The following is a 19679-nucleotide window of genomic DNA, read 5'->3' as shown; positions in this document are numbered from 1 at the left end:
ATTGCTTTATTTTACCGCTCGATACAATTTAAGCTTCAGCAGAAACCATAATAAAGGAAATTATCATGTCACGTTTAAAGCTGTTTATATCAGTGCTATTAACTTTGCTTCTTGTCGGTTGTGGTCGAGTGCAACCTGTATTGAATGTGGAGGATACTCCAGTTGCTTATGATCTTCAAAATAAACAAGTAAAAGCGGCGATTGTTCAATCAGCAACTAATCGCGGTTGGACGATTGAAGAAACAAGCCCAGGTGTATTAATTGCAAAAATCAACGTTCGTAGTCACTTTGCGGAAGTAAAAATTCCATATAGCAACAAATATTATTCAATTATTTATCTCAACTCAGTAAATCTAAAAGCAAGTGATGGCAAAATCCATCGTAATTACAACCGTTGGGTGAACAACTTAAATGTTGATATTCAACGCGCGCTTGCACTTTTAGGCGCAGAGTCCCAGTAATAATTATATTAATTGAAGTTAGGTTTTTTCGTGTTAAATCAAAATATTGATCCTTTCAACGCTTTTGAAGCTAAAACAGAAGCTCAAAAATTATCTTTTGCCCCTATTGTTTTCCACACTGCGAGAACATTAAGAGAACTTGGTATCTTAGCCGCGCTCGACAGTGCAGGCTCAAAGGGTATGAACGCTGTAGAAATTGCAGAAAAAACGGGTGTGTCTGAATACGGCGTGAAAGTATTGTTGGATATGGCCATTAGTGCGCACATTGTTTTGTGGGAAAAACCTAACTATTCCTTGGCTAACCTAGGCTTTTACTTACTTTATGATGGCATGACGCAAGCAAACATGGATTTCACTGCCGATGTTTGTTACGCCGCTATGATGCACCTAACGGATGCGATCAAAGAAGGCAAGCCGTCAGGTCTTAAAGAACTTGGTGATTGGGAAACCATTTACCAAGGGTTATCAACATTGCCAGAACAAGCGAAACAAAGCTGGTTCAAGTTTGACCACTTTTACTCTGATCGCTCTTTCCCACTATTACTTAAAGAAGTATTTGCTAATAAACCAAGTCACATTGTGGACATTGGTGGCAATACTGGTAAGTGGGCAATGCAGTGCTGTAACCACGATCAAGATGTGAACATTACAATTGTTGATCTTCCTCAGCAGCTAGAAGTTGCGATGGCAAATGCCAAGGAAAATCAACTGAGTGAGCGCATCACTCCATTCCCAGCCAACATGCTGGATAAAGCTCAAGTGTTACCTGAGCACGCTGATATCTGGTGGATGAGTCAATTCCTTGATTGCTTCTCACCAATCGAAATTCTCAATATTCTTAAGAAAGTGAAAGCGCAGCTTCGAGAAGGCGATACGGTGTATATCTTAGAACTGTTCTGGGATGCACAAAAATACGCGGGTGCTTCTTATAGCTTGAACGCGACCTCGCTTTACTTTACCTGTTTAGCAAACGGCAACAGTCGTTTCTACCGCAGCGATGATTTTCTGGAAATTGTTGAAGCGGCAGGCTTAGTCGTGACAGAAAGAACCGACAACATTGGTCTCGGTCATACGTTATTAAAACTACAAGCAAACTAGAAAGCAGAATGATAAAAGAACAAAAGCAAGTCGTCGTCGTTGGTGCAGGACCGTCAGGTTCTACCGTTTCCGCATTGCTCAATATGCGCGGAATTAATGTCGTTGTGATTGAGAAAGCGTTGTTCCCACGTTTTTCGATCGGTGAAAGCCTTCTTCCTGCCTGCATGGAAGTGGTAGAGCAAGCCGGTATGTTGGAAGCGGTGAACCAATATGGATTCCAGTACAAAGATGGTGCTGCGTTTCGTCGCAATGGCGTTTATACCCAATTTGATTTCACCGACAAATTCACTGCAGGACCGGGTACCACTTACCAAGTTCAACGCGGTAACTTCGATAAAGTACTGGCAGACAGTGCAGTGGAGCAAGGTGTTGAAATTCGTTACCAGCACGAACTGACAAGCATCGACTTTGAAGGTGCCAAGTCGATTCTTAATGTGCTTGACGCTGACAAACAAGCTTACCAAATTGAAGCCGATTATGTGCTAGATGCTAGTGGTTTTGGTCGCGTTCTTCCTCGTTTGCTCGCGCTAGAAGAGCCTTCATGCCTGCCACCAAGAAAAGCAATTTTTACGCACATTGAAGACAACATTACTGCAGAAGGGATTGAATACGATCGCAACAAGATCCTGATCTCTGTGCATCCTGAAAATCATGATGTGTGGTATTGGTTGATCCCGTTCTCAAATGGTACTTGCTCATTTGGTGTGGTTGGCGAACCGACGTTCTTTGAAAACTATCCCGAGGAAAAGATTGCCGCTCTTAAGCAGTTAGCAAGTGAAGAACCAGGGCTTGCGCAACTCCTTAACCAAGCTCAGTACCCAAATCCTGCTGGTGAACTGGGTGGCTATTCAGCGAACGTAAAACACTTAGCGACACCACACTACGCGTTGCTTGGTAATGCTGGTGAGTTTCTTGATCCTGTCTTCTCTTCAGGCGTGACTATTGCCATGAAGTCAGCACAATTTGCAGCAGACTGCATTGAACGCCAGCTAAATGGTGAAACGGTCGATTGGCAATCTGATTATGCTGATCGCCTAATGGTGGGCGTCAATACTTTCCGTACTTACGTGGAAGGTTGGTACAACGGCATGTTGCAAGATGTTATCTTCTACCAAAACCCCAATCCACGTATCAAACAGATGATCAGCGCGATTCTTGCGGGTTACGCATGGGATGAAGCCAACCCATACGTAAAACAGAGTGAACAACGCTTAGCGACCCTAGCTGAGCTAGTGAGAGATGAGGGGATGTAATCCTCCCACTCTTCTTAATACCGAAGCCCCGCAAAAAATCGCGGGGCTTTTTCGTTTTTTAGAACACCTAAATTTAAGACTTGGGAGCACGACCGAAAAACACCCTTAATACTCTCTTATTGATTAGGTTGAATATGTTAAGAAGAACCCAAAGGAACGATAAGCTGGTCACAAAGGTAAGGGTATGGACGTAACAGTAAGCATTTTTATGTTGAGTGCGATTGCATCAACTTCGTTAGTGAATTCTTGGGATGGTCGTTATCGATGTGAGTTAGATTTAGGTGCGAATGCGGCAGGGCAATCCGCATGGGGTGAGTATCGGTTGGATGTATCGAAAGACTTTTGCTTTTTTGAAGCAAAAGGCTTCCAGTTAAACGAATCTATTCTCTGTTCGGTACATCATCAGGAGCAAGGTCTAGAGGTGCGGTTCAAATCCTATACTAATGGCGAGGTGAGCAACACATATGGAGTACAGGTGTATCAAGTGAACGAGATACTGTTCCTATTGGAGAAGAGGCAAGAAGGGTTAATGACTCAATGGCACTCTTTAGGGTTAACAGCGCCGATGGGGCGATTCCAATCTTGTTTCGAGCGACAACAATAAGCCAATTTCGTTGAGAAGGCTTGATTGTGAGCTCTTTGCGAATGTTTTTTCACCAATCGTGTTCACCACAGTTATATTTTTCATAAGACCAAAAGATCCATCTCACACTTTTGCTTGTTATTACTGATAACGATGTTAAATAAGTGAGAAATGGATTACAGTTTGGAGCATGTTTTCCAAATGTGGTTTTATCGTGAAAACGGTTTCTAAGTTATTGTATAAGTTGATAAAAATTAAGCAGCTTAAACACAAGAAAGATAAGGTTTTTCCCCTTTCTGATACGTACACTCAAAAGAATCAGAAAATTCTAAAAATCCTCTCTCCATCTTCATTTTTCTACAAGAAAGGTCATGTTTCTGTGCCCTTTTCGACGCCTTCTGTAGATGCTCTTGCTTGGGGGAGTCGCGTATCTCCTGAGTTTAAAAGTAAAGTGAATGATATTTCCCGAGATCTCAACATCGATCCAAATCATCTGATGGCTTGCATGGCTTTTGAAACAGCAGAGACATTCAGCCCCAGCATTAAAAACGGCTCGGGGAGTGGGGCGACGGGTTTGATTCAATTTATGCCATCAACCGCGGAAGCACTTGGTACGAGCACAAAGAAGCTTGCTCAAATGAGTGCGTTAGAGCAACTCGATTATGTGAAAGCGTATTTTATGCCTTACCGAAACCGCCTGTCTTCTCTTGAGGATGTGTATATGGCGATCCTGTATCCTGCGGCTATTGGTAAACCCGCTGCTCATGTATTATTTAAACAAGGATCAATTGCTTATCGCCAGAATGCAGGGATCGACCGCAATAACGCTGGGAAAATCACACTAGGCGATGTGTCATATAAGGTGAGACGTAAGCTAGAAAAGGGACTGCATCCTAAGTTCTTAGGCTAGCTCATTCTCTTAAATCTGGAGCAACTAGAAAGTTGCTCCGCCGTCCACTCTTAAATCGTGCATAGTAATGTGACCCGCTTTCTCACTCAGTAAAAATTCGATCGCATTGGTTATGTCTTTGGTTTCTGCAATCTTGTTCAAAGGAATACCAATCCGGTGTGACGCTAAGTTACCCTGAATCGTTTCTCGTTCTCCATAGGACTCATTCCACATTTGTTCTTGCATCGGTGTTCTGGTTGAGCCAGGGCTAACAATGTTACAGCGAATGCCGTATGCCGCGAGTTCTAACCCCAAACATTGCATCCACATATGAAGTCCCGCTTTAGACGAACAATACGCCGACATGTTGACTCTTGGGGTGTCTGCTGCGTTCGAACCTACCGCAACAATCGCGCCTTTTTTGTTATTTTGAACCAGCAATTTCGCCAGTTGTTGTGTCAGTAGCATGGTTCCCTTTAGGTTCACGTCTAACGTTTTAATGAGCGCTTCAGGAGGGAGTTCCAGAACAGAACCAAGATGTAGCGCACCGGCGCATGTAATCACGTAGTCAGGAATGAGCTTGTCTTGAGCAAGATAATGACACGCATACTGAACGGCTGTGGTGTTGGCTAAGTCAAAGGGAAGTAGCAACGTTCGAGCTTGCTGTTTTTTTGGCAAAGATTGTTTGAATTCCTCTAGCAGAGCTTGCGTGATATCGCAGGCAATCACAGTAGCCCCTTGTTCCAATAAGCTTTTGGCACAGGCAAGTCCAATACCTTGCCCTGCACCAGTCACTAGGCACAGTTTACTTTTGAATTCTGTGTTGTTTTCACTCATAACCCTCTCCCTTCGTGCTGCAAATATCACATCCAAACTAGATAGATGATAATGATTTTTGTTATCGTTGTCATAATGTTAACAAGGAGGTAATGAAATTGACGAACAAACTAGGTTGGAAAATCAAACCTTGGTTGCTCACGTTAGGGCTTGTCGGGTTGGCTGGATGTGAGTATTTACCACACTACGCAGAGGTAGATCTGTCCGAGCAAAAAGTCGAACAAGTGGTCGAGCAAGCTAAATCAGCAGACGCTGCGATTCTTAATGCGTTTAAGCAACACAACTTTGTGGGTATTGGCGATTATCATTGGAATGATGCTTTCTTGCGCTATGCAACAGAGCTGGTTTCGACTCCTGCATTTTCAGATCAAGTCACGCATATCGTGGTGGAGTTTGGCAATGCAAAGTACCAGCCTGTACTGGATAACTACTTAGCTGGTGGGGACGTGAGTGATGAACAGCTTCGCTCAATTTTGCGAGGTTCGATCTACTTTATGGCTTGGATGCCAGATGCTTATGCCGATTTCTTCAAAGCGATAAAGGTGCGAAATCAAACGCTACCTAAAGGGAAAAAAATCCATGTGCATTTAGCCGAAGCACCGTTTGATTGGAGCACTGTGAGTGATGAAAAGGTATGGCAGCAAGCTGCTAAAAACAAGACGGATCATTTTTATCAAGTTGCTGCTGAGCGTATACAAAACAATCAGAAAGCACTGTTGATTTTTGGGGCTTTCCATTTGGTGAATGCGCCGCGGGATTACGTTGCAAAAACACAAGCCAGTGCTTGGCCATTGGCGACACGATTAGAGCAAGCGTTTCCCAATAGTACCTACTTGATTTGGCCAATGACGGAACCAGAAGTGGTGAAGACATTTCATGACGTAAAAGCTCCGGCGCTTCTTGAGGTCGCAAAAAGTCCGATTGCTGATCTGAGGTTTATCGATTTATTACCAAAAGCCCGTTATAAGCTTGCTGCGATGGACGACATGGACGCCCAAGTCGGTGGTTTGTTTGATGCTTTTCTTTATCTGGGTGATAATCAACGAACAACGGTATTCCCTCGTGATGTGATGGAAGATCGGGAGTGGGTAAATGAGATGCAAAGACGCGTCGATATTATCGGTGGGAAGACGCAAGACCGCTTCAATGAGATTCGCTCATTAAGTGATAAGAAGTACGGCTTTGTTGATAACAACTGATGCGCTGTTAATTGAAATAAAGATTGAGAAAGGGCTGACGGCTGAGGGCGTCAGCCCTTTCTTTTTGGCTATGGATCCAAATCAAAAATTGTTAACGATGCATACGAACCAAGGCAAGTCGCTCTGAATCCTCCACCTTGAAGTTGCTTAGATTTGAAGTTACTTAGATATAAATATGGTGAATTGTTTGTTTGAGATTCTATTTGTTTAAGAATATTAATTTATAAAACCATAAGTTATGCGAATGATAATTATTATCAAAAATAATTGAATAATTGTAACTAGATGTGTAGTCTCATTCTTCAAATGAGAAGGAATCTCATTTAGGACGCTATGTTTAATACAGTTTGAGAGATGATTATGCTTCGTAACTCCATGGGAAGCAGTACTATGCTCACAGAGTTTCTCAACGCCCATACGGATGACGCTTCGTTCTTCTTTAGCTCACCGACGGTGACGTTGCTTACGCAAGGCATTGCTGCAGAATTTTCCCAACAAGTTAAATTCTCAGAGTTAGATACTCACATTAGCAAATTACTAGAATCGGCGAAGGAAGAGGGGAATGACAACCCTATTGCCGTTGGTGTAATACCGTTTTCTGAACATAATCCCGTGCACTTTATCGTCCCTGAGCGTTTGATCACGACGTCGCCGATCAGACCGGATAAAGTATTAGATATCGATGGTTGCAACGACTGTCATCCTTCTTCTATTCAACCTATCCCGACGCCTACTGAATACATGCATAGTGTTGAGCTTGCCACTCATCGTTGCAGCCAAGAAAACATCGCTCTTGATAAAGTGGTGTTGTCACGCACGATGCAAGTGGATACACAAGATGAAATCGATCGAGCTCGCTTCCTCAAAACCTTACTCAAGCAAAATCCTGGTGGTTATACCTTTTCTACTCGTATCGGCGGTGGTCATTCTGACGCTTATTTGATGGGATCCAGCCCTGAATTACTGGTATCCCGCAAAGGTCCTCATGTGTGCTCAAATCCTTTGGCAGGTTCTCGTCGACGTTGTGAAAATGCATCAATGAATCAGCAGCAAGGCGAGCTCATGATGGAGAGTAGCAAAGATCTTCATGAGCATGCGGTGGTGGTCGATGCGGTAGAAAAAGCGCTTCAACCTTGGTGTCATAACCTTTATGTGCCTATGGTGCCGTCGGTTATTGAAACCAAAGCCATGTTGCACCTTTCGACTCGTATTGAAGGGACGGTTTCCGATGCCAATACCAGCGTTCTGAAATTGGCGAGTGCGCTTCACCCAACACCTGCCGTGTGTGGCTATCCTACGGCTCAAGCTTACGATTTCATCAGTCAAGTGGAGCCCTTTGATAGGGGCTATTTCACGGGTCTTGTTGGTTGGGTAGATGCTCGTGGTAATGGCGAATGGGTTGTTGTTATCCGCTGCGCTGAAGTTGAGAAGAAGCGTATTCGAGTTTATGCCGGAGCTGGGATCGTCTCCGGATCTGAGCCACAAAGTGAGCTTGAAGAAACAGGAAATAAAATGCGCACTGTATTGAACGCGCTGGGTATTGAAATCCGTGAGAATATGGGGGTAGTTCAATGACTTGCTTAAGCATGAATGCCTCTGGTTTTACACCTTGGTCAGAAGGTTTAGCAAAGCAATACCGCCAAGCGGGTTTTTGGACAGAGCAAACCATTCCAGAGATGCTTGAGGCAAGCGTCTCTATTTCTCCTAACCATGTTGCTCTAGTTGACGGGGAGCGACAGTGGACGTATCAATCGTTACTTGAGCATGTTGATAAGTTAGCTGCTGGTTTCCAATCGACTCTGAATCTTAAATCTGGCGACAAGGTCGTTTTGCATTTGCCTAACATAGGCGAGTTTTACATTAGCTTTTTTGCACTGCTTAAAATTGGCGTTCAACCTGTGCTTGCGTTACCCGCTCATCGTTATTCGGAGATTCGATACTTTTGTCATTTTGCACAGGCAAAAGCGTTAATCACTGCTCCTCAACTCGGCGTCGATACGGCTGATATTGCGCTGCAAGTAGCGTCTGAATTACCAAGCTTGAAGAACATCGTTTGGGCGGGTGACATGAGAGCCATGCCGATTGGTAGCGTAGCCCTTAGAGCGCTCTTGCTAGACAATGTTGAACCTCAAGTTCATCGCGGTGAAGATTTTGCCTTTTTCCAATTATCGGGTGGTACGACTGGCACACCTAAGCTTATTCCTCGCACACATTACGACTATCTATACAGTGTGCGAGCGAGCAATGAGGTTTGCCAATTCTCGCCAAATACACGTTACCTTTGTGTTTTACCGGCCGCCCACAATTTCCCATTGAGTTCTCCCGGTGCGTTGGGCTGTTTTATGGCGGGTGGCACCGTTGTACTTGCTCCAGACGCAAGCCCTCAAACTGCCTTTTCTTTGATTGAAAAGTACCGAATTACCGTAGCCGCTTTAGTGCCACCGTTGGCACTATTGTGGCTCGATGAAGCAGCAAGAACTCGACATGACCTTACTTCATTAGAAGTGCTGCAAGTTGGGGGGGCTCGTTTTAGTGAGGAAGCGGCAAAGCGTATCAAACCTGAACTTGGTTGTACCTTACAGCAAGTATTTGGCATGGCTGAAGGGCTAGTTAACTACACCCGTCTAGATGATCCTGAGTCCGTGATTGTCACGACGCAAGGTCGCCCAATGTCACCTGCTGATGAACTGTTGATACTCGATGAAATGGGTAACCCTATCCCGCAAGGTACGGAAGGTATTTTGTTCGTGCGTGGACCTTATACCATTCAAGGTTACTACCGGGCTCCAGAGCACAATCAGCGTTCATTCACCGAGCAAGGCTACTACCGTACTGGCGATGTGGTACTGCTGACTGAAGAGGGCAATTTGAAAGTTGTTGGTCGCGACAAAGATCAGATTAACCGAGGGGGTGAAAAAATCGCAGCAGAAGAGGTCGAGAACCATTTGCTGGCGCACGATTGTGTCCATGATGCTGCTGTTATTGCCATCCCAGATGATTACCTTGGAGAGCGCAGTTGTGCTGCCTTAGTTTGCCCGCAGCAAGCCCCGAAACCGATCGAGATAAAGCGTTTCTTACGAGGGCGTGGGCTGGCTGATTTTAAGATCCCAGATATGGTCGTTTTTGTTGATGTATTACCCAAAACGCCAGTAGGTAAAGTGAATAAAAATAAATTACTCGAACTCGTTTAACCAAGGTCGAAACACCAAGGTTGATTTGGTGTGCTTAGCATTTTGATTACTTTGGAGATAAGCCCAATGGCCATTCCATCTATCTCTGGTTACTCACTAACGAAAGTGAAGCCAGAAAATCGCGTTAACTGGTCAGTAGAACCACATCGTGCCGTGTTGTTAATCCACGATATGCAGCAATACTTTCTCAATTTCTACGATGCAGACAGCGAGCTGATTCAAACGTTGACTCGCAACATTCAAGAGATCAAACAAGCATGTATTGATGCCGGCATTCCAGTGGTTTATACCGCGCAGCCCGGTGACCAACGCCAAGAAGATCGCGCTTTATTGACCGATTTTTGGGGTCCCGGTTTAAAAGCGGATGACAACATTACTCGTATCTCCCCAGCACTTGCGCCAACGGAGCAGGACACCGTTTACACCAAATGGCGTTACAGTGCGTTTCAACGTACGCCACTTAAATCCATGATGGATGAAACGGAGCGTGATCAGCTAATTATCGTGGGTATTTATGCTCACATCGGTTGTTTACAAACCGCGGCAGAAGCGTTCATGACAGACATTAAAGCTTTCATGGTTTCCGATGCCGTTGCTGACTTCTCAGCGAGCGATCATGACATGGCGCTCAACTATGTGGCGGGTCGATGCGGTTATGTCTTGGACAAGCAGCAATTGCTCGAACAAGTGGCAAGTGCGAACGAGCTCGCAGCTGGTGATTTTGTGATTCCTCAGTCGCAACCGCAACTTACTCAACAGTTAGCGGCGCTGTTAGAGATACCAGCCGATGAGATGACGCCAGAGGATAGTTTGCTTGATTTTGGTTTGGATTCGGTACGCATGATGTCGCTGGTCGGAGATTGGCAACAGGCGGGCCTTGATGTGAGTTTTATGGAATTAGCAGCGAAACCGAGTTTGCAGGATTGGTGGAGACTGATCGAGAAGAAGCTGACCTAACAGCCAAAGCGGAAAAATGACAAAGGAATGAACATGTACGATTTACCTTATACGGCAGAGCAGTTGTTGCCGCTTACGGATGCCCAAGCTGGGATTTGGTTTGCTCAGTTACGTGACCCTAAAAACCCAATTTATAAGACTGGCGAATACCTGGTTATTGAAGGCGAGGTGGATGAGCCTTGTTTTGTTGAAGCAGTCAAAACGGCAATTGATGAAGTCGACTCGTTGCACGCTAAGTTTGTCACCACCACCGAAGGACCGCGAATGGTGATAGATAGACAAACCTGGCAAGTCGAACGTATCGACTTTTCGCAACACGTTAAACCGCTTGATGCCGCTGTGACTTGGATGAAAGATCAGTTAAAGCAACCTGTCGATTTGGAACAAGGTCCTTTATTCATCATGGCATTGCTTAAGCTCTCCGATGATCAATACGTTTGGTTCCTTTCACTGCATCACATTGCGATAGACGGTTACAGCATGTCGCTGGTCGCGGGGCGGGTGGCGCATGTTTATGGTCAGTTGGTTAAAGGAGAGCACTTTGAGAAGCTTGAATTTGCAGACCAACAGGCTCTTTTGAAAGAAGATGACGACTATAAAGCTTCTGAGAAATACCAAAAAGATCGCGCATTTTATTTACAGCGTTATGCCGACCATTCTGACACTGTAAACCTTGCGGGTAAGCCGACAGTGACTTCAGACCATTTCCTTCGTCTAAAAGGTGCAATGGCAGCCTCTGACTTTCAGAGAATGGAGTCGCTAGCTAAACAGTGCAGAACACATTGGTATAGCGTACTTATCGCATCTATCGCGGCTTATGTACACCGTATGACACGCTCCAATGAAGTGGTGATTGGCGTGCCTCTGATGGGGCGTTTGGGCTCGGTAGCCATTCAAACTCCGGCGATGCGCGTCAATATTCTTCCTGTACGAGTCAGTTTTGAATCAGGATTGGATATCAAAACGTTGGTGAAGCAAGTTAACCAAGAATTTGCATCGGTTCGCCGTCATCAAAACTATCGCTATGAAGAGCTTCATCGCGAGCTAAATTTGGTAAAAGATCATCGTAATCTATTTGGTCCATTGGTGAATATTATGCCGTTTGAGTACGAGCATAAATTCGGTGACCTCACTTCAAAAGCACACAACTTATCAGCCGGACCGGTCGATGACATTTCTTTCTATTGCTATGAATTAGCTGGGCAATTACACATCGATATGGATGCGAATCCAGAGCTGTATTCAGAGAAAGAGATTCATGAGCATCAACAACGCTTGTTCCATTTTATGAGTGACTTTTTTACAAGCGCAGAAGCTCAAGATTCTTCTCATTGCCAAGTGAGTGATGTCAGTATTTTACTGGCTGGTGAGCGAGAGAAGGTTGTCGAGACATGGAACGATACCGCTCGCGAAGTGCCGGAAACGACGCTGTCCGCCATCATGGCTCGCCAACGTATTTTGACACCACACGCTCCGGCTTTGATCTTTGAAGGTCAGAAGTTGAGTTACGAGCAACTGGCTCGCAAAGTGTATTCACTCACCAACTGGTTAACAGCGCAAGGCGTTGAGCTTGGTGACCGCATTGCTGTGTGTGTCCCAAGAAGCGAAGAGCTGATTGTAGTACAGCAAGCCATTTTAGCGGCTGGCGCGGTTTATGTGCCTGTGGATCCTGACTACCCCGAGGGGCGTATCCACTACATGCTCGAATCTTCTTCACCGAAATTTGTTTTCTCAACCAAGACGCTTCAAGACAAACTGCCGCAAGAGGTGGATGTAAAGCTAGTGGATGATGAGACGCTGCCTACGATATACAAAGTAGTAGAACCGTTGCCTCCTCAAGTTAAGCCAGAACCTCATTCACCAGCTTATATGATTTATACCTCGGGCTCGACTGGGAAACCAAAAGGCGTCGTCGTTACGCATGATGCGATTGTCAATCGACTCTTGTGGATGCACGACCAATATCCAATTGATGCGAAAGACCGGGTATTACAAAAAACGCCAGCAGGGTTCGATGTTTCAGTATGGGAGTTCTTCTGGCCAATGATGGTCGGATCGTGCCTTGTTATTGCGAAACCAGACGGACACAAAGACCCAATATACCTACAAGATTTGATTCATAAAGAGCAGATCACCACCTTGCATTTTGTGCCTTCAATGCTGCAAATTTTCGTACAACAAGCAGATGCCAGATTGTGCCAAAGTCTACGCCAAGTCTTTTGTAGCGGGGAGGCGTTGCCAATGGAGCTAGTCAATCACTATTACCAAGAGTTTGATGCACCATTGCATAATTTGTACGGTCCGACAGAAGCTGCGGTGGACGTAACTTACTGGCCGAGTGAGGCGAATACGCAAGGGAATTCGATTCCTATAGGTCGTCCTGTATGGAACACGCAAATCTATATTCTTGATGACGAACTTAATCCTGTACCTCCTGGTGTGGTGGGTAACTTATACATTGCAGGTCGACAGTTGGCGATGGGCTACTATGGTCAGCCAGAACTGACTCAAGAGCGCTTTATTGACAATCCCTTTGGTCCACAAGGTAGCCGAATGTACTTGTCTGGTGATTTGGCGCGCTGGCGCGAAGATGGTGCGATTGAATACTGTGGGCGAAGCGATTTTCAGGTCAAGATTCGTGGTTTCCGAATCGAGTTAGAAGAGATTGAAAATGCCTTAGCAAACCACCCAAGTGTTGCGCAAGTTGCCGTGTTAGCTCAGGAATATACTGAGAATGATAAACGCCTTGTTGCTTATGTGTCGGCAGAGGATCTTGAGCAGGGAATTGATACTAACGCACTACAAAAGTACCTTGCTGAGCCATTACCGGAATACATGGTGCCAAGCTATTTTGTTGAGCTTGAAAGCTTCCCTTTAACACCGAATGGTAAATTGGATCGTGATGCGTTACCCAAGCCAGATTTGTCTGCTCAAGTGAGCACAAAAGGACCAAGTAACCTTGTTGAAGAGCGTTTATGCAAACTATTTTGCCGCTTACTTGATTTACCGGCGGTTGGTGTGGATGACAACTTCTTTGAATTAGGCGGACACTCGTTGCTTGCTGCTCAGTTGATTGCTCATGTGAAAGAGATCATGGGAATTGAGCTATCGCTTGCGGCGGTGTTTGAGTCTCCGACGGTTTCCGGTATTGCCGCCAAGCTAAATGGCAGTGAAAGTGATGAAGCGCTCAATATCTTACTGCCTCTGCGAAAGCGAGAGGGCAAGCCAGCTATTTTCTGCGTCCATCCTGCTGGTGGCTTGAGTTGGTGCTATGCGGCTTTGACTCCGATTATTCCATCCAATGTGCCTCTTTACGGCGTACAAGCGAAAAACCTCGGTGACCCTTCTTCTCCGCTGCCTAAATCAATGACCGAAATGGCTGAGGATTACGTGGCGGCGATTCGAGAAGAACAACCCTTTGGTCCATATCACCTACTAGGCTGGTCTATTGGCGGCATGATTGCGCATTTAATGGCGGGTATCTTACAGCAGCAAGGTCAAGAAGTTGGCTTAGTCACCTTGTTGGACTCTTACCCAACGGAGCAATGGCAAAGTATGCACCCGCCTGGCGAAGAGAAAGCGCTTGGCGCCTTAATTCGTATGGCTGGGGTAGAGTTTGATGAATCGTTGCATTCTAGCCTAACGCGACCTGAAGTGATCGACATCTTACAAGATGCAGGATCATCAATGGCGCACCTGAGTGCTGAAACCATTACGGCAATGGTGGAAGTGGTCATTAACAACAACCATCGCGTACGCGATAGCGTCGATTATCAGTATCAAGGGGATGTGTTGTTTTTCAATGCGGAGAAGCCACCGGAAGAGGCATTTCTTGATCGCAATGGATGGTTCAAATACATGGATGGCGAGCTCAAAGTGATCGATGTCGCGTGTATTCACCGTGAAATGATGCGCCCAGATATGCTGCGTTTGATTGGTTCACATATGGTTGAAGAACTGAGAGAGAGATTTGATGTTTGATACCTCAACCAAAGCAAAAACTAAGGATTTGTTGGAGGGGGCGGTTTCCCCTCTGGCTTTTCTCAAAAGCAAACTTAACGCTGGCAGTGTAGTTGCCATCGGTGAAGCTCATTGGTTTAGCGAACTGTTCGAGAAGATAACGGAAGCCTTACTTGCACCTGAATTGGATGGCTCGTTTTCCCATTTGTTCATTGAATTTGGGAATGCCAAGCATCAAGCATTACTCAATAACTACTTATCGGGAGAGACGGTTACCCAAGCTGAATTAGCGGCGGTGTGGTTGGACTCAGTCGCATTTCCCGCTTGGTTGCATCCTTGTTACGGTGCTTTCTTTGAGCGAGTTCGTGCTGTAAATAGCACGCGTAAGGTGCCGATCAAGATAGTGTTGACCGAACCATCGTTCAACTGGGAAGACATCCAACATTCGAAAGAGTTAGCAAAGCTCAGTGCACAACGTGATCAAGCTTTGGCAGAAGGAGTAGAAAAACAAACGTCGAAATGTGGGCTTGGTGTGGTGGTGTTAGTTGGTGCAAGACATATTCTAAAGTGCTCGCCAACGCTGGGCTTTATGGCAAAACACAGCACCTTCGGTGAGCTAGCGAAACACAAGTTTGGTGAGCAGTATGTATCAGTTTGGCCACACATCTTATCTAGCGAACTGAATGCCCCTGAACATGGCATTTACCCGACGGATCAGCCTTTACTAAAACAGCGCTCGTTTCTTGAACTGATCCCGAAAAAGCCTCCCGTGAATCCATATGCTTTTACCTGCTTAGATGAATTGGTTGATGCTTATTGGTACTTGGGTCCGCAGGCAAGGCAACTCGATACAGTAGGTATTTCAATCCCACAAATGTGGAAGTGGCGTTTAGAGCAGCGCTTACCGCTGGTTAATGAACGACAGCAAATGGTGATCAAAAAGGTCATCGAATAGAAATGAATGACGACTTCATGAGGAGAAATAGCACAGTGAGAAAATAAACTGCTTGTTGAAGCAGTAGTAGCCATGAAATGGAAGGTCGGGCAATTTGGCGGTTAAAGAGGTTTGGTTATTTCCAATCAGCTCGAAGCGAAATTGTCCTGAGTTTTTACTCTCAGGCAGCAGCGTGATTTGTGCTTCTAGAAAATCGAAATACACCTGAACAAAGGGGAAGCAGCATTTAAACAAGCTCTCTTTGATGCTGAATATCAGAGCATCAGGTAGGTGGCTAGACGATTTGATTAAGTTCTGTTCGTCACCTGTGTAGATGCTTGTAAAAAGGTGTGAGGCGAGGGGGACATTGCGTTCTACGTCGATCCCTAAGCTTGCGATGTCACTTTTTAATGCACAACCCGCGAGGCAAATACCATCAGTGTGACTGATGCTGCCACTGATTGGCTGAGGGAATAAAGGCTCTCTGGATTTTCCCGTCAAAATGAGCGGGGAGTTCCCGTTATCTTGGCTCAAGGTGAGCATTTGTATGGCGGCACGAGCCGCGTTGCGTCCTGCTCTGAATTCTCGCTGGCGTTTAGCTATCGACTTATGAATTTGTTGCTCTTCCTCGGGAAAGCCCAATTTGGAATACATCTCCGGTGTGGCTTTTACGATGTGAACCCTTGGACTGACACTTTCTAATTGAAGACAGAAAGGGTCGAGAATGTTACCCAGCTCGGTGCTTTTCAATGTGTTGCAGTTCAAAAATATAGCCCAGCTCAAATCTAAATGTAAATGCGAGTAGTAATGATTGTCATTTATACATTCGTTTATTAGAGTTTGCGAGCTCAATTTATTTATAAAATAGATATAAGGATATGCAGTGAATAGTTTAGTTAAAAAGCCCACATTTATGCCGACAGTGCTTGCCGGTGCACTTTTGACGGCACTCAGTGGTCATGCAGTTGCTAACGATAAAGATGATGTTGTGGAAATGGAACGCATGGTCGTGACAGCGTCTTTAACACAGCATTCAGAGTTGACTGCACCGGCATCAGTGTCGGTGATTACCGCTGACGATCTCGCTAAGATGCCGGTAAAAGACATTTCAGAAGCGGTGCGTAGTGCTACCGGGGTGAGTGTGTTGAGTAGTACAGCTTACGGTCGTAACACCATTCGTATTCGTGGTCTGGATTCTAAGCACACCTTGGTTTTGATTAACGGTCGTCGTATTAACTCTCAAGATGCTTTGATTCGTGGTAACGATTTTGACTTATCAAGCATCCCACTGACTGCGGTTCAGAGAATTGAAGTGGTTCGCGGTCCGGTTTCTTCCCTGTATGGGTCTGAAGCGATGGGTGGTGTGGTCAACGTTATCTTGAAGTCGCCAACCAAAGAGACATCAGGTTCTGTTGGTTTGGAATACGAAAGCATTCTTGAAGGCGACGGTGGTGATGGTGTTAAAGGTCATGCTTACGCTAGTGGTGAACTCGCACAAAACCTTGAAGGCAGCATCATTGTTGAAAGCTCTTCAAGAGATCCGTGGCGTACCGATACTAACCCGACCTTTGATGCATTAGAAAAGAAAGACACCACCAATGTATTTGGTGAGATGGCTTGGCAGCTTACTGATGAACAGCGTTTGATCGCCGATGTGATTTACACCAACGATGAGCGTGAAGCGGATTGGGTCCATCCTCGTTCGGGTGCGCAAACAAATTCCCAAGACTCAACGCGTTGGAACTACGGACTGACGCATGAAGGTGCATGGGAGTCTGTGGATACACAAGTACGTTTGTATGGCGAAAATATGAAGCTTGATGATGCAAGTACGGCATACACCAATGGCGCTGCTGATGTTGAGCTACAAAACAACACGCTTGATTTTAAAGTTTCTGGTTTGTGGCGTGACTCACATGAGTGGGTGTTTGGTGGCGAATACCGTACTTCTGAATTGGAAAACAGCCGAGATGTACCATCAGGCGACATCGATAACTATCAAGGCGCGGTTTTTGTTCAGGGTGAGTTCGATCTCGATAAATTGGCGCTGACACTTGGTGGTCGTCAAGACTTCCATGAAGTGTATGGTAGTCACTTCAGTCCAAGAGCATATGCAGTTTATAGCTTCACCGATGAATTTGTGTTCAAAGGTGGTGCGGGTGGTGGTTTCCGTGCGCCGGGTATGATGGAAAGCAGCGATCAAGTACGTGTAATCAGTTGTGGTAACCGTTGTTGGTTAACGGGTAACGATGATCTAAAACCTGAAGAATCAGAAAGCTACGAAGCCGGTTTTGCTTATGAGTCCACGTCTATGGGTGTTGGTTTGATGTACTACTACACGGACTTTAAGAACAAGATTGAACGCGACCTAACCAAGCCAGTTGGTGCGGTTGGTAAAATGCCTATCTTCACTTACCAAAACATCGGTAAAGCAGAGATCAAAGGTATCGAGCTTGAAGGTTGGTATGATATTACTGACAGCATCAACCTAAAGGGTAACTACACCTACACGGACGCGAAAGACAAGAGCACGGGTGATACGCTCATGAAGACGCCAGAGCATCTTGCAAATCTTGATTTGAACTGGGAAGTGTTTGATGCATTCACTACGTTTGCGCGAGTAAACTACGTTGGTGAACAGGTGATCACAAACCAAAGCCGTGAGAACAAAACAGTAGATGGCTACACGCTTGTCGGTCTTGGTGTTGCTTATGACTTCCAACAGCTCAATCTTAAAGCTGGCTTGAACAACATCTTTGATGTCGAGCTTGATGATGAAGACGACTACTACGGTTATTCAGAGAAAGGTCGCAGTGCATACGTAAGTGCAACTTACCTATTCTAAAGCGAATACTGGTTTGATCTAACAAGCAGCCTCCTAGCCGGAAGCTGCTTTTTTATTCCGCTTTAAACGCTTTTCATTTCACAGAGCGACTCGGTGACTTTGACTTGGACAATGCGATTATTCTTCACGTGTAGTATCTCAAATTGCCATTGTTGATATTCGACGGTTTCTCCTTGAGTCGGCACGCGCCCAATTAACCACGTCAGAAAACCATTCAATGTTTGGAATCCTTCTATTTCTTCGCCTTCAATATGGTTCAACGTTAGTTTGTACTTCAACTCGTTAAGTGGGATCAGCGCATCCATGATCCAACTGCCATCTTTCTGTTTCTTTGCCCAGAGTTGCTGTGGTGCCATGCCCAATTCACCAGCGATGGATTTAAGCAGATCGTAGTGAGTTACTAGTCCTTGCACATCGCCATATTCGTCGACGATAAACATCATCTCGGTACTGGTTTTTTGCATGTAATTGAGCAGTGGTAGACCTTTCATTGATTCGGGTACGAAGCGCGACCGTTTCAACAGCTTGGCTAAGCGAGAAATGGATAGCTCATCGTATTCATCTAATAACGCCTTAGAGGAAACGGTGCCGATAATGTTATCTAACCCTCCTTTGCAGACGGGCCAAACAGAATGCTGAGTTTGACGTAGATTCCTCAAAATCGCATCGAGAGGTAAATCTAAATCGAGATAATGGATATCGCATCTCGGTGTCATGAGTGAAAGTGCTAGTCGGTCATTAAGGTGGAGCAAGTTACGGATCATCAATTGTTCTTGAGGCTCAATAGCACCACATTCAGAACCTTCGCTAACAACAGCAAAGATGTCCTCTTCTGTGACGATTACGCCTGCGTTGTTTTGGCGTAGAAGCTTAAGCAGTGTGTCGGTCGAAACGGTCAGTAGTATGACAAATGGCGTGGTCAGTTTTGCTAGCCAGTGGATTGGGTAGGCAACGATGACAGCGATGCGTTCGGCATTGTTTTGTGCAAAACGCTTTGGCACGAGCTCACCAATCACGATGGCGAAGTAAGTGATCATGACCACCACGATTGCCGTTGCAAGGATATTTGCTATCTCACGTTCTAAACCTTGTGCGACGAGCCAATGCCCGAATGGAACTGAGAGGGTTGCTTCACCAAAAATACCGCTGAGGATGCCAATGACGGTGATGCCGATTTGTATAGTAGAGAGAAATTGAGTGGGGTTATTCTTAAGCTCTAAAGCAAGACGAGCGGAAGGGCTGTGTTCGGCTGACTTTTTCAGTCGACCGCTTTTGGCAGTCACTAATGCAATCTCAGACATGGCGAACACACCATTGAGCGCGATTAATCCAACCAGTAATAAAATGTCCATGAAGTTTTCCAGTGATGCACACCCTAGCAGCATAACGAGGTTCAAATACAAGAAACGTGAAGTGGCGAATAAATCATCACGCTGTAACAATTGAATGACTGATTAAAAGGATAGAATTTC

At 45.3% G+C, this 19679-nt stretch carries 15 protein-coding genes; 12 read left to right on the top strand and 3 right to left on the bottom strand.

Annotation, left to right across the window (positions count from 1 at the left end):
- Window positions 1-65 precede the first annotated feature (65 nt).
- The 5 genes from QMY49_RS10255 (at window position 66) to QMY49_RS10235 (ending at window position 4305) form a co-directional block, all read left to right on the top strand.
- Complete coding sequence (locus QMY49_RS10255) at window positions 66-461, top strand: hypothetical protein (protein WP_005446495.1); 396 nt, start codon at window positions 66-68, stop codon at window positions 459-461.
- 30 nt (window positions 462-491) lie between these two features.
- Window positions 492-1559: a class I SAM-dependent methyltransferase gene (locus QMY49_RS10250; RefSeq protein ID WP_009696050.1), complete on the top strand. Its 1068-nt coding sequence runs from the start codon at window positions 492-494 to the stop codon at window positions 1557-1559.
- Between the two features lie 8 nt (window positions 1560-1567).
- Complete coding sequence (locus QMY49_RS10245) at window positions 1568-2812, top strand: NAD(P)/FAD-dependent oxidoreductase (RefSeq protein WP_283311337.1); 1245 nt, start codon at window positions 1568-1570, stop codon at window positions 2810-2812.
- 184 nt (window positions 2813-2996) lie between these two features.
- Entirely contained in the window at window positions 2997-3416 is a 420-nt protein-coding gene (locus QMY49_RS10240) for a DUF5991 domain-containing protein (RefSeq protein WP_050941219.1), read from the top strand.
- A gap of 169 nt (window positions 3417-3585) precedes the next feature.
- A complete protein-coding gene (locus tag QMY49_RS10235; RefSeq protein WP_283311334.1) occupies window positions 3586-4305 on the top strand; it encodes a transglycosylase SLT domain-containing protein in 720 nt (239 codons plus the stop codon).
- A gap of 24 nt (window positions 4306-4329) precedes the next feature.
- Here QMY49_RS10235 and QMY49_RS10230 read toward each other — a convergent pair whose 3' ends face one another.
- Entirely contained in the window at window positions 4330-5121 is a 792-nt protein-coding gene (locus QMY49_RS10230; protein ID WP_009696055.1) for a 2,3-dihydro-2,3-dihydroxybenzoate dehydrogenase, read from the bottom strand.
- Window positions 5122-5213: 92 nt separating this feature from the next.
- Between QMY49_RS10230 and QMY49_RS10225 the strand changes: the two genes are divergently transcribed.
- The 6 genes from QMY49_RS10225 (at window position 5214) to QMY49_RS10200 (ending at window position 15383) form a co-directional block, all read left to right on the top strand.
- Window positions 5214-6320, top strand: coding sequence for a hypothetical protein (locus QMY49_RS10225; protein WP_017818983.1), 1107 nt, complete (start codon window positions 5214-5216; stop codon window positions 6318-6320).
- Window positions 6321-6674: 354 nt separating this feature from the next.
- Window positions 6675-7895 (top strand): isochorismate synthase, encoded by a 1221-nt coding sequence (locus QMY49_RS10220; RefSeq protein WP_283311331.1) that lies wholly within the window; start codon window positions 6675-6677, stop codon window positions 7893-7895.
- On the top strand, window positions 7892-9511 hold the full coding sequence (locus tag QMY49_RS10215; protein WP_283311328.1) for a (2,3-dihydroxybenzoyl)adenylate synthase: 1620 nt from the start codon (window positions 7892-7894) through the stop codon (window positions 9509-9511). The genes QMY49_RS10220 and QMY49_RS10215 overlap by 4 nt, the downstream gene beginning before the upstream one ends.
- 66 nt (window positions 9512-9577) lie before the next feature.
- Entirely contained in the window at window positions 9578-10468 is an 891-nt protein-coding gene (locus QMY49_RS10210) for an isochorismatase (protein ID WP_283311326.1), read from the top strand.
- 33 nt (window positions 10469-10501) lie between these two features.
- Entirely contained in the window at window positions 10502-14449 is a 3948-nt protein-coding gene (locus QMY49_RS10205) for an enterobactin synthase subunit F (protein WP_283311325.1), read from the top strand.
- Window positions 14442-15383 carry a hypothetical protein gene (locus QMY49_RS10200; protein WP_283311324.1) on the top strand — a complete coding sequence of 314 codons (942 nt, stop codon included), beginning with the start codon at window positions 14442-14444 and terminating at the stop codon, window positions 15381-15383. Before QMY49_RS10205 ends, QMY49_RS10200 begins: the two co-directional genes overlap by 8 nt.
- 15 nt (window positions 15384-15398) lie before the next feature.
- Here the strand turns inward: QMY49_RS10200 and QMY49_RS10195 are convergent, their stop codons facing one another.
- Complete coding sequence (locus QMY49_RS10195; RefSeq protein WP_101904117.1) at window positions 15399-16271, bottom strand: 4'-phosphopantetheinyl transferase family protein; 873 nt, start codon at window positions 16269-16271, stop codon at window positions 15399-15401.
- On the opposite strand from QMY49_RS10195, the gene QMY49_RS10190 reads away from it, so the two are divergent.
- Window positions 16246-18207: a TonB-dependent receptor domain-containing protein gene (locus tag QMY49_RS10190; protein WP_029788631.1), complete on the top strand. Its 1962-nt coding sequence runs from the start codon at window positions 16246-16248 to the stop codon at window positions 18205-18207. The two genes, QMY49_RS10195 and QMY49_RS10190, sit on opposite strands and share 26 nt — an antisense overlap.
- Before the next feature lie 62 nt (window positions 18208-18269).
- Here the strand turns inward: QMY49_RS10190 and QMY49_RS10185 are convergent, their stop codons facing one another.
- The gene (locus tag QMY49_RS10185) at window positions 18270-19592 is read right to left on the bottom strand and encodes a hemolysin family protein (protein WP_283311321.1); all 1323 of its coding nucleotides are present in this window, start codon (window positions 19590-19592) and stop codon (window positions 18270-18272) included.
- Window positions 19593-19679: the final 87 nt, after the last annotated feature.

This window comes from Vibrio harveyi, from assembly GCF_030060435.1.
Lineage (GTDB): Bacteria > Pseudomonadota > Gammaproteobacteria > Enterobacterales > Vibrionaceae > Vibrio > Vibrio harveyi.
This window is presented reverse-complemented; position numbering and strand designations above follow the sequence as displayed.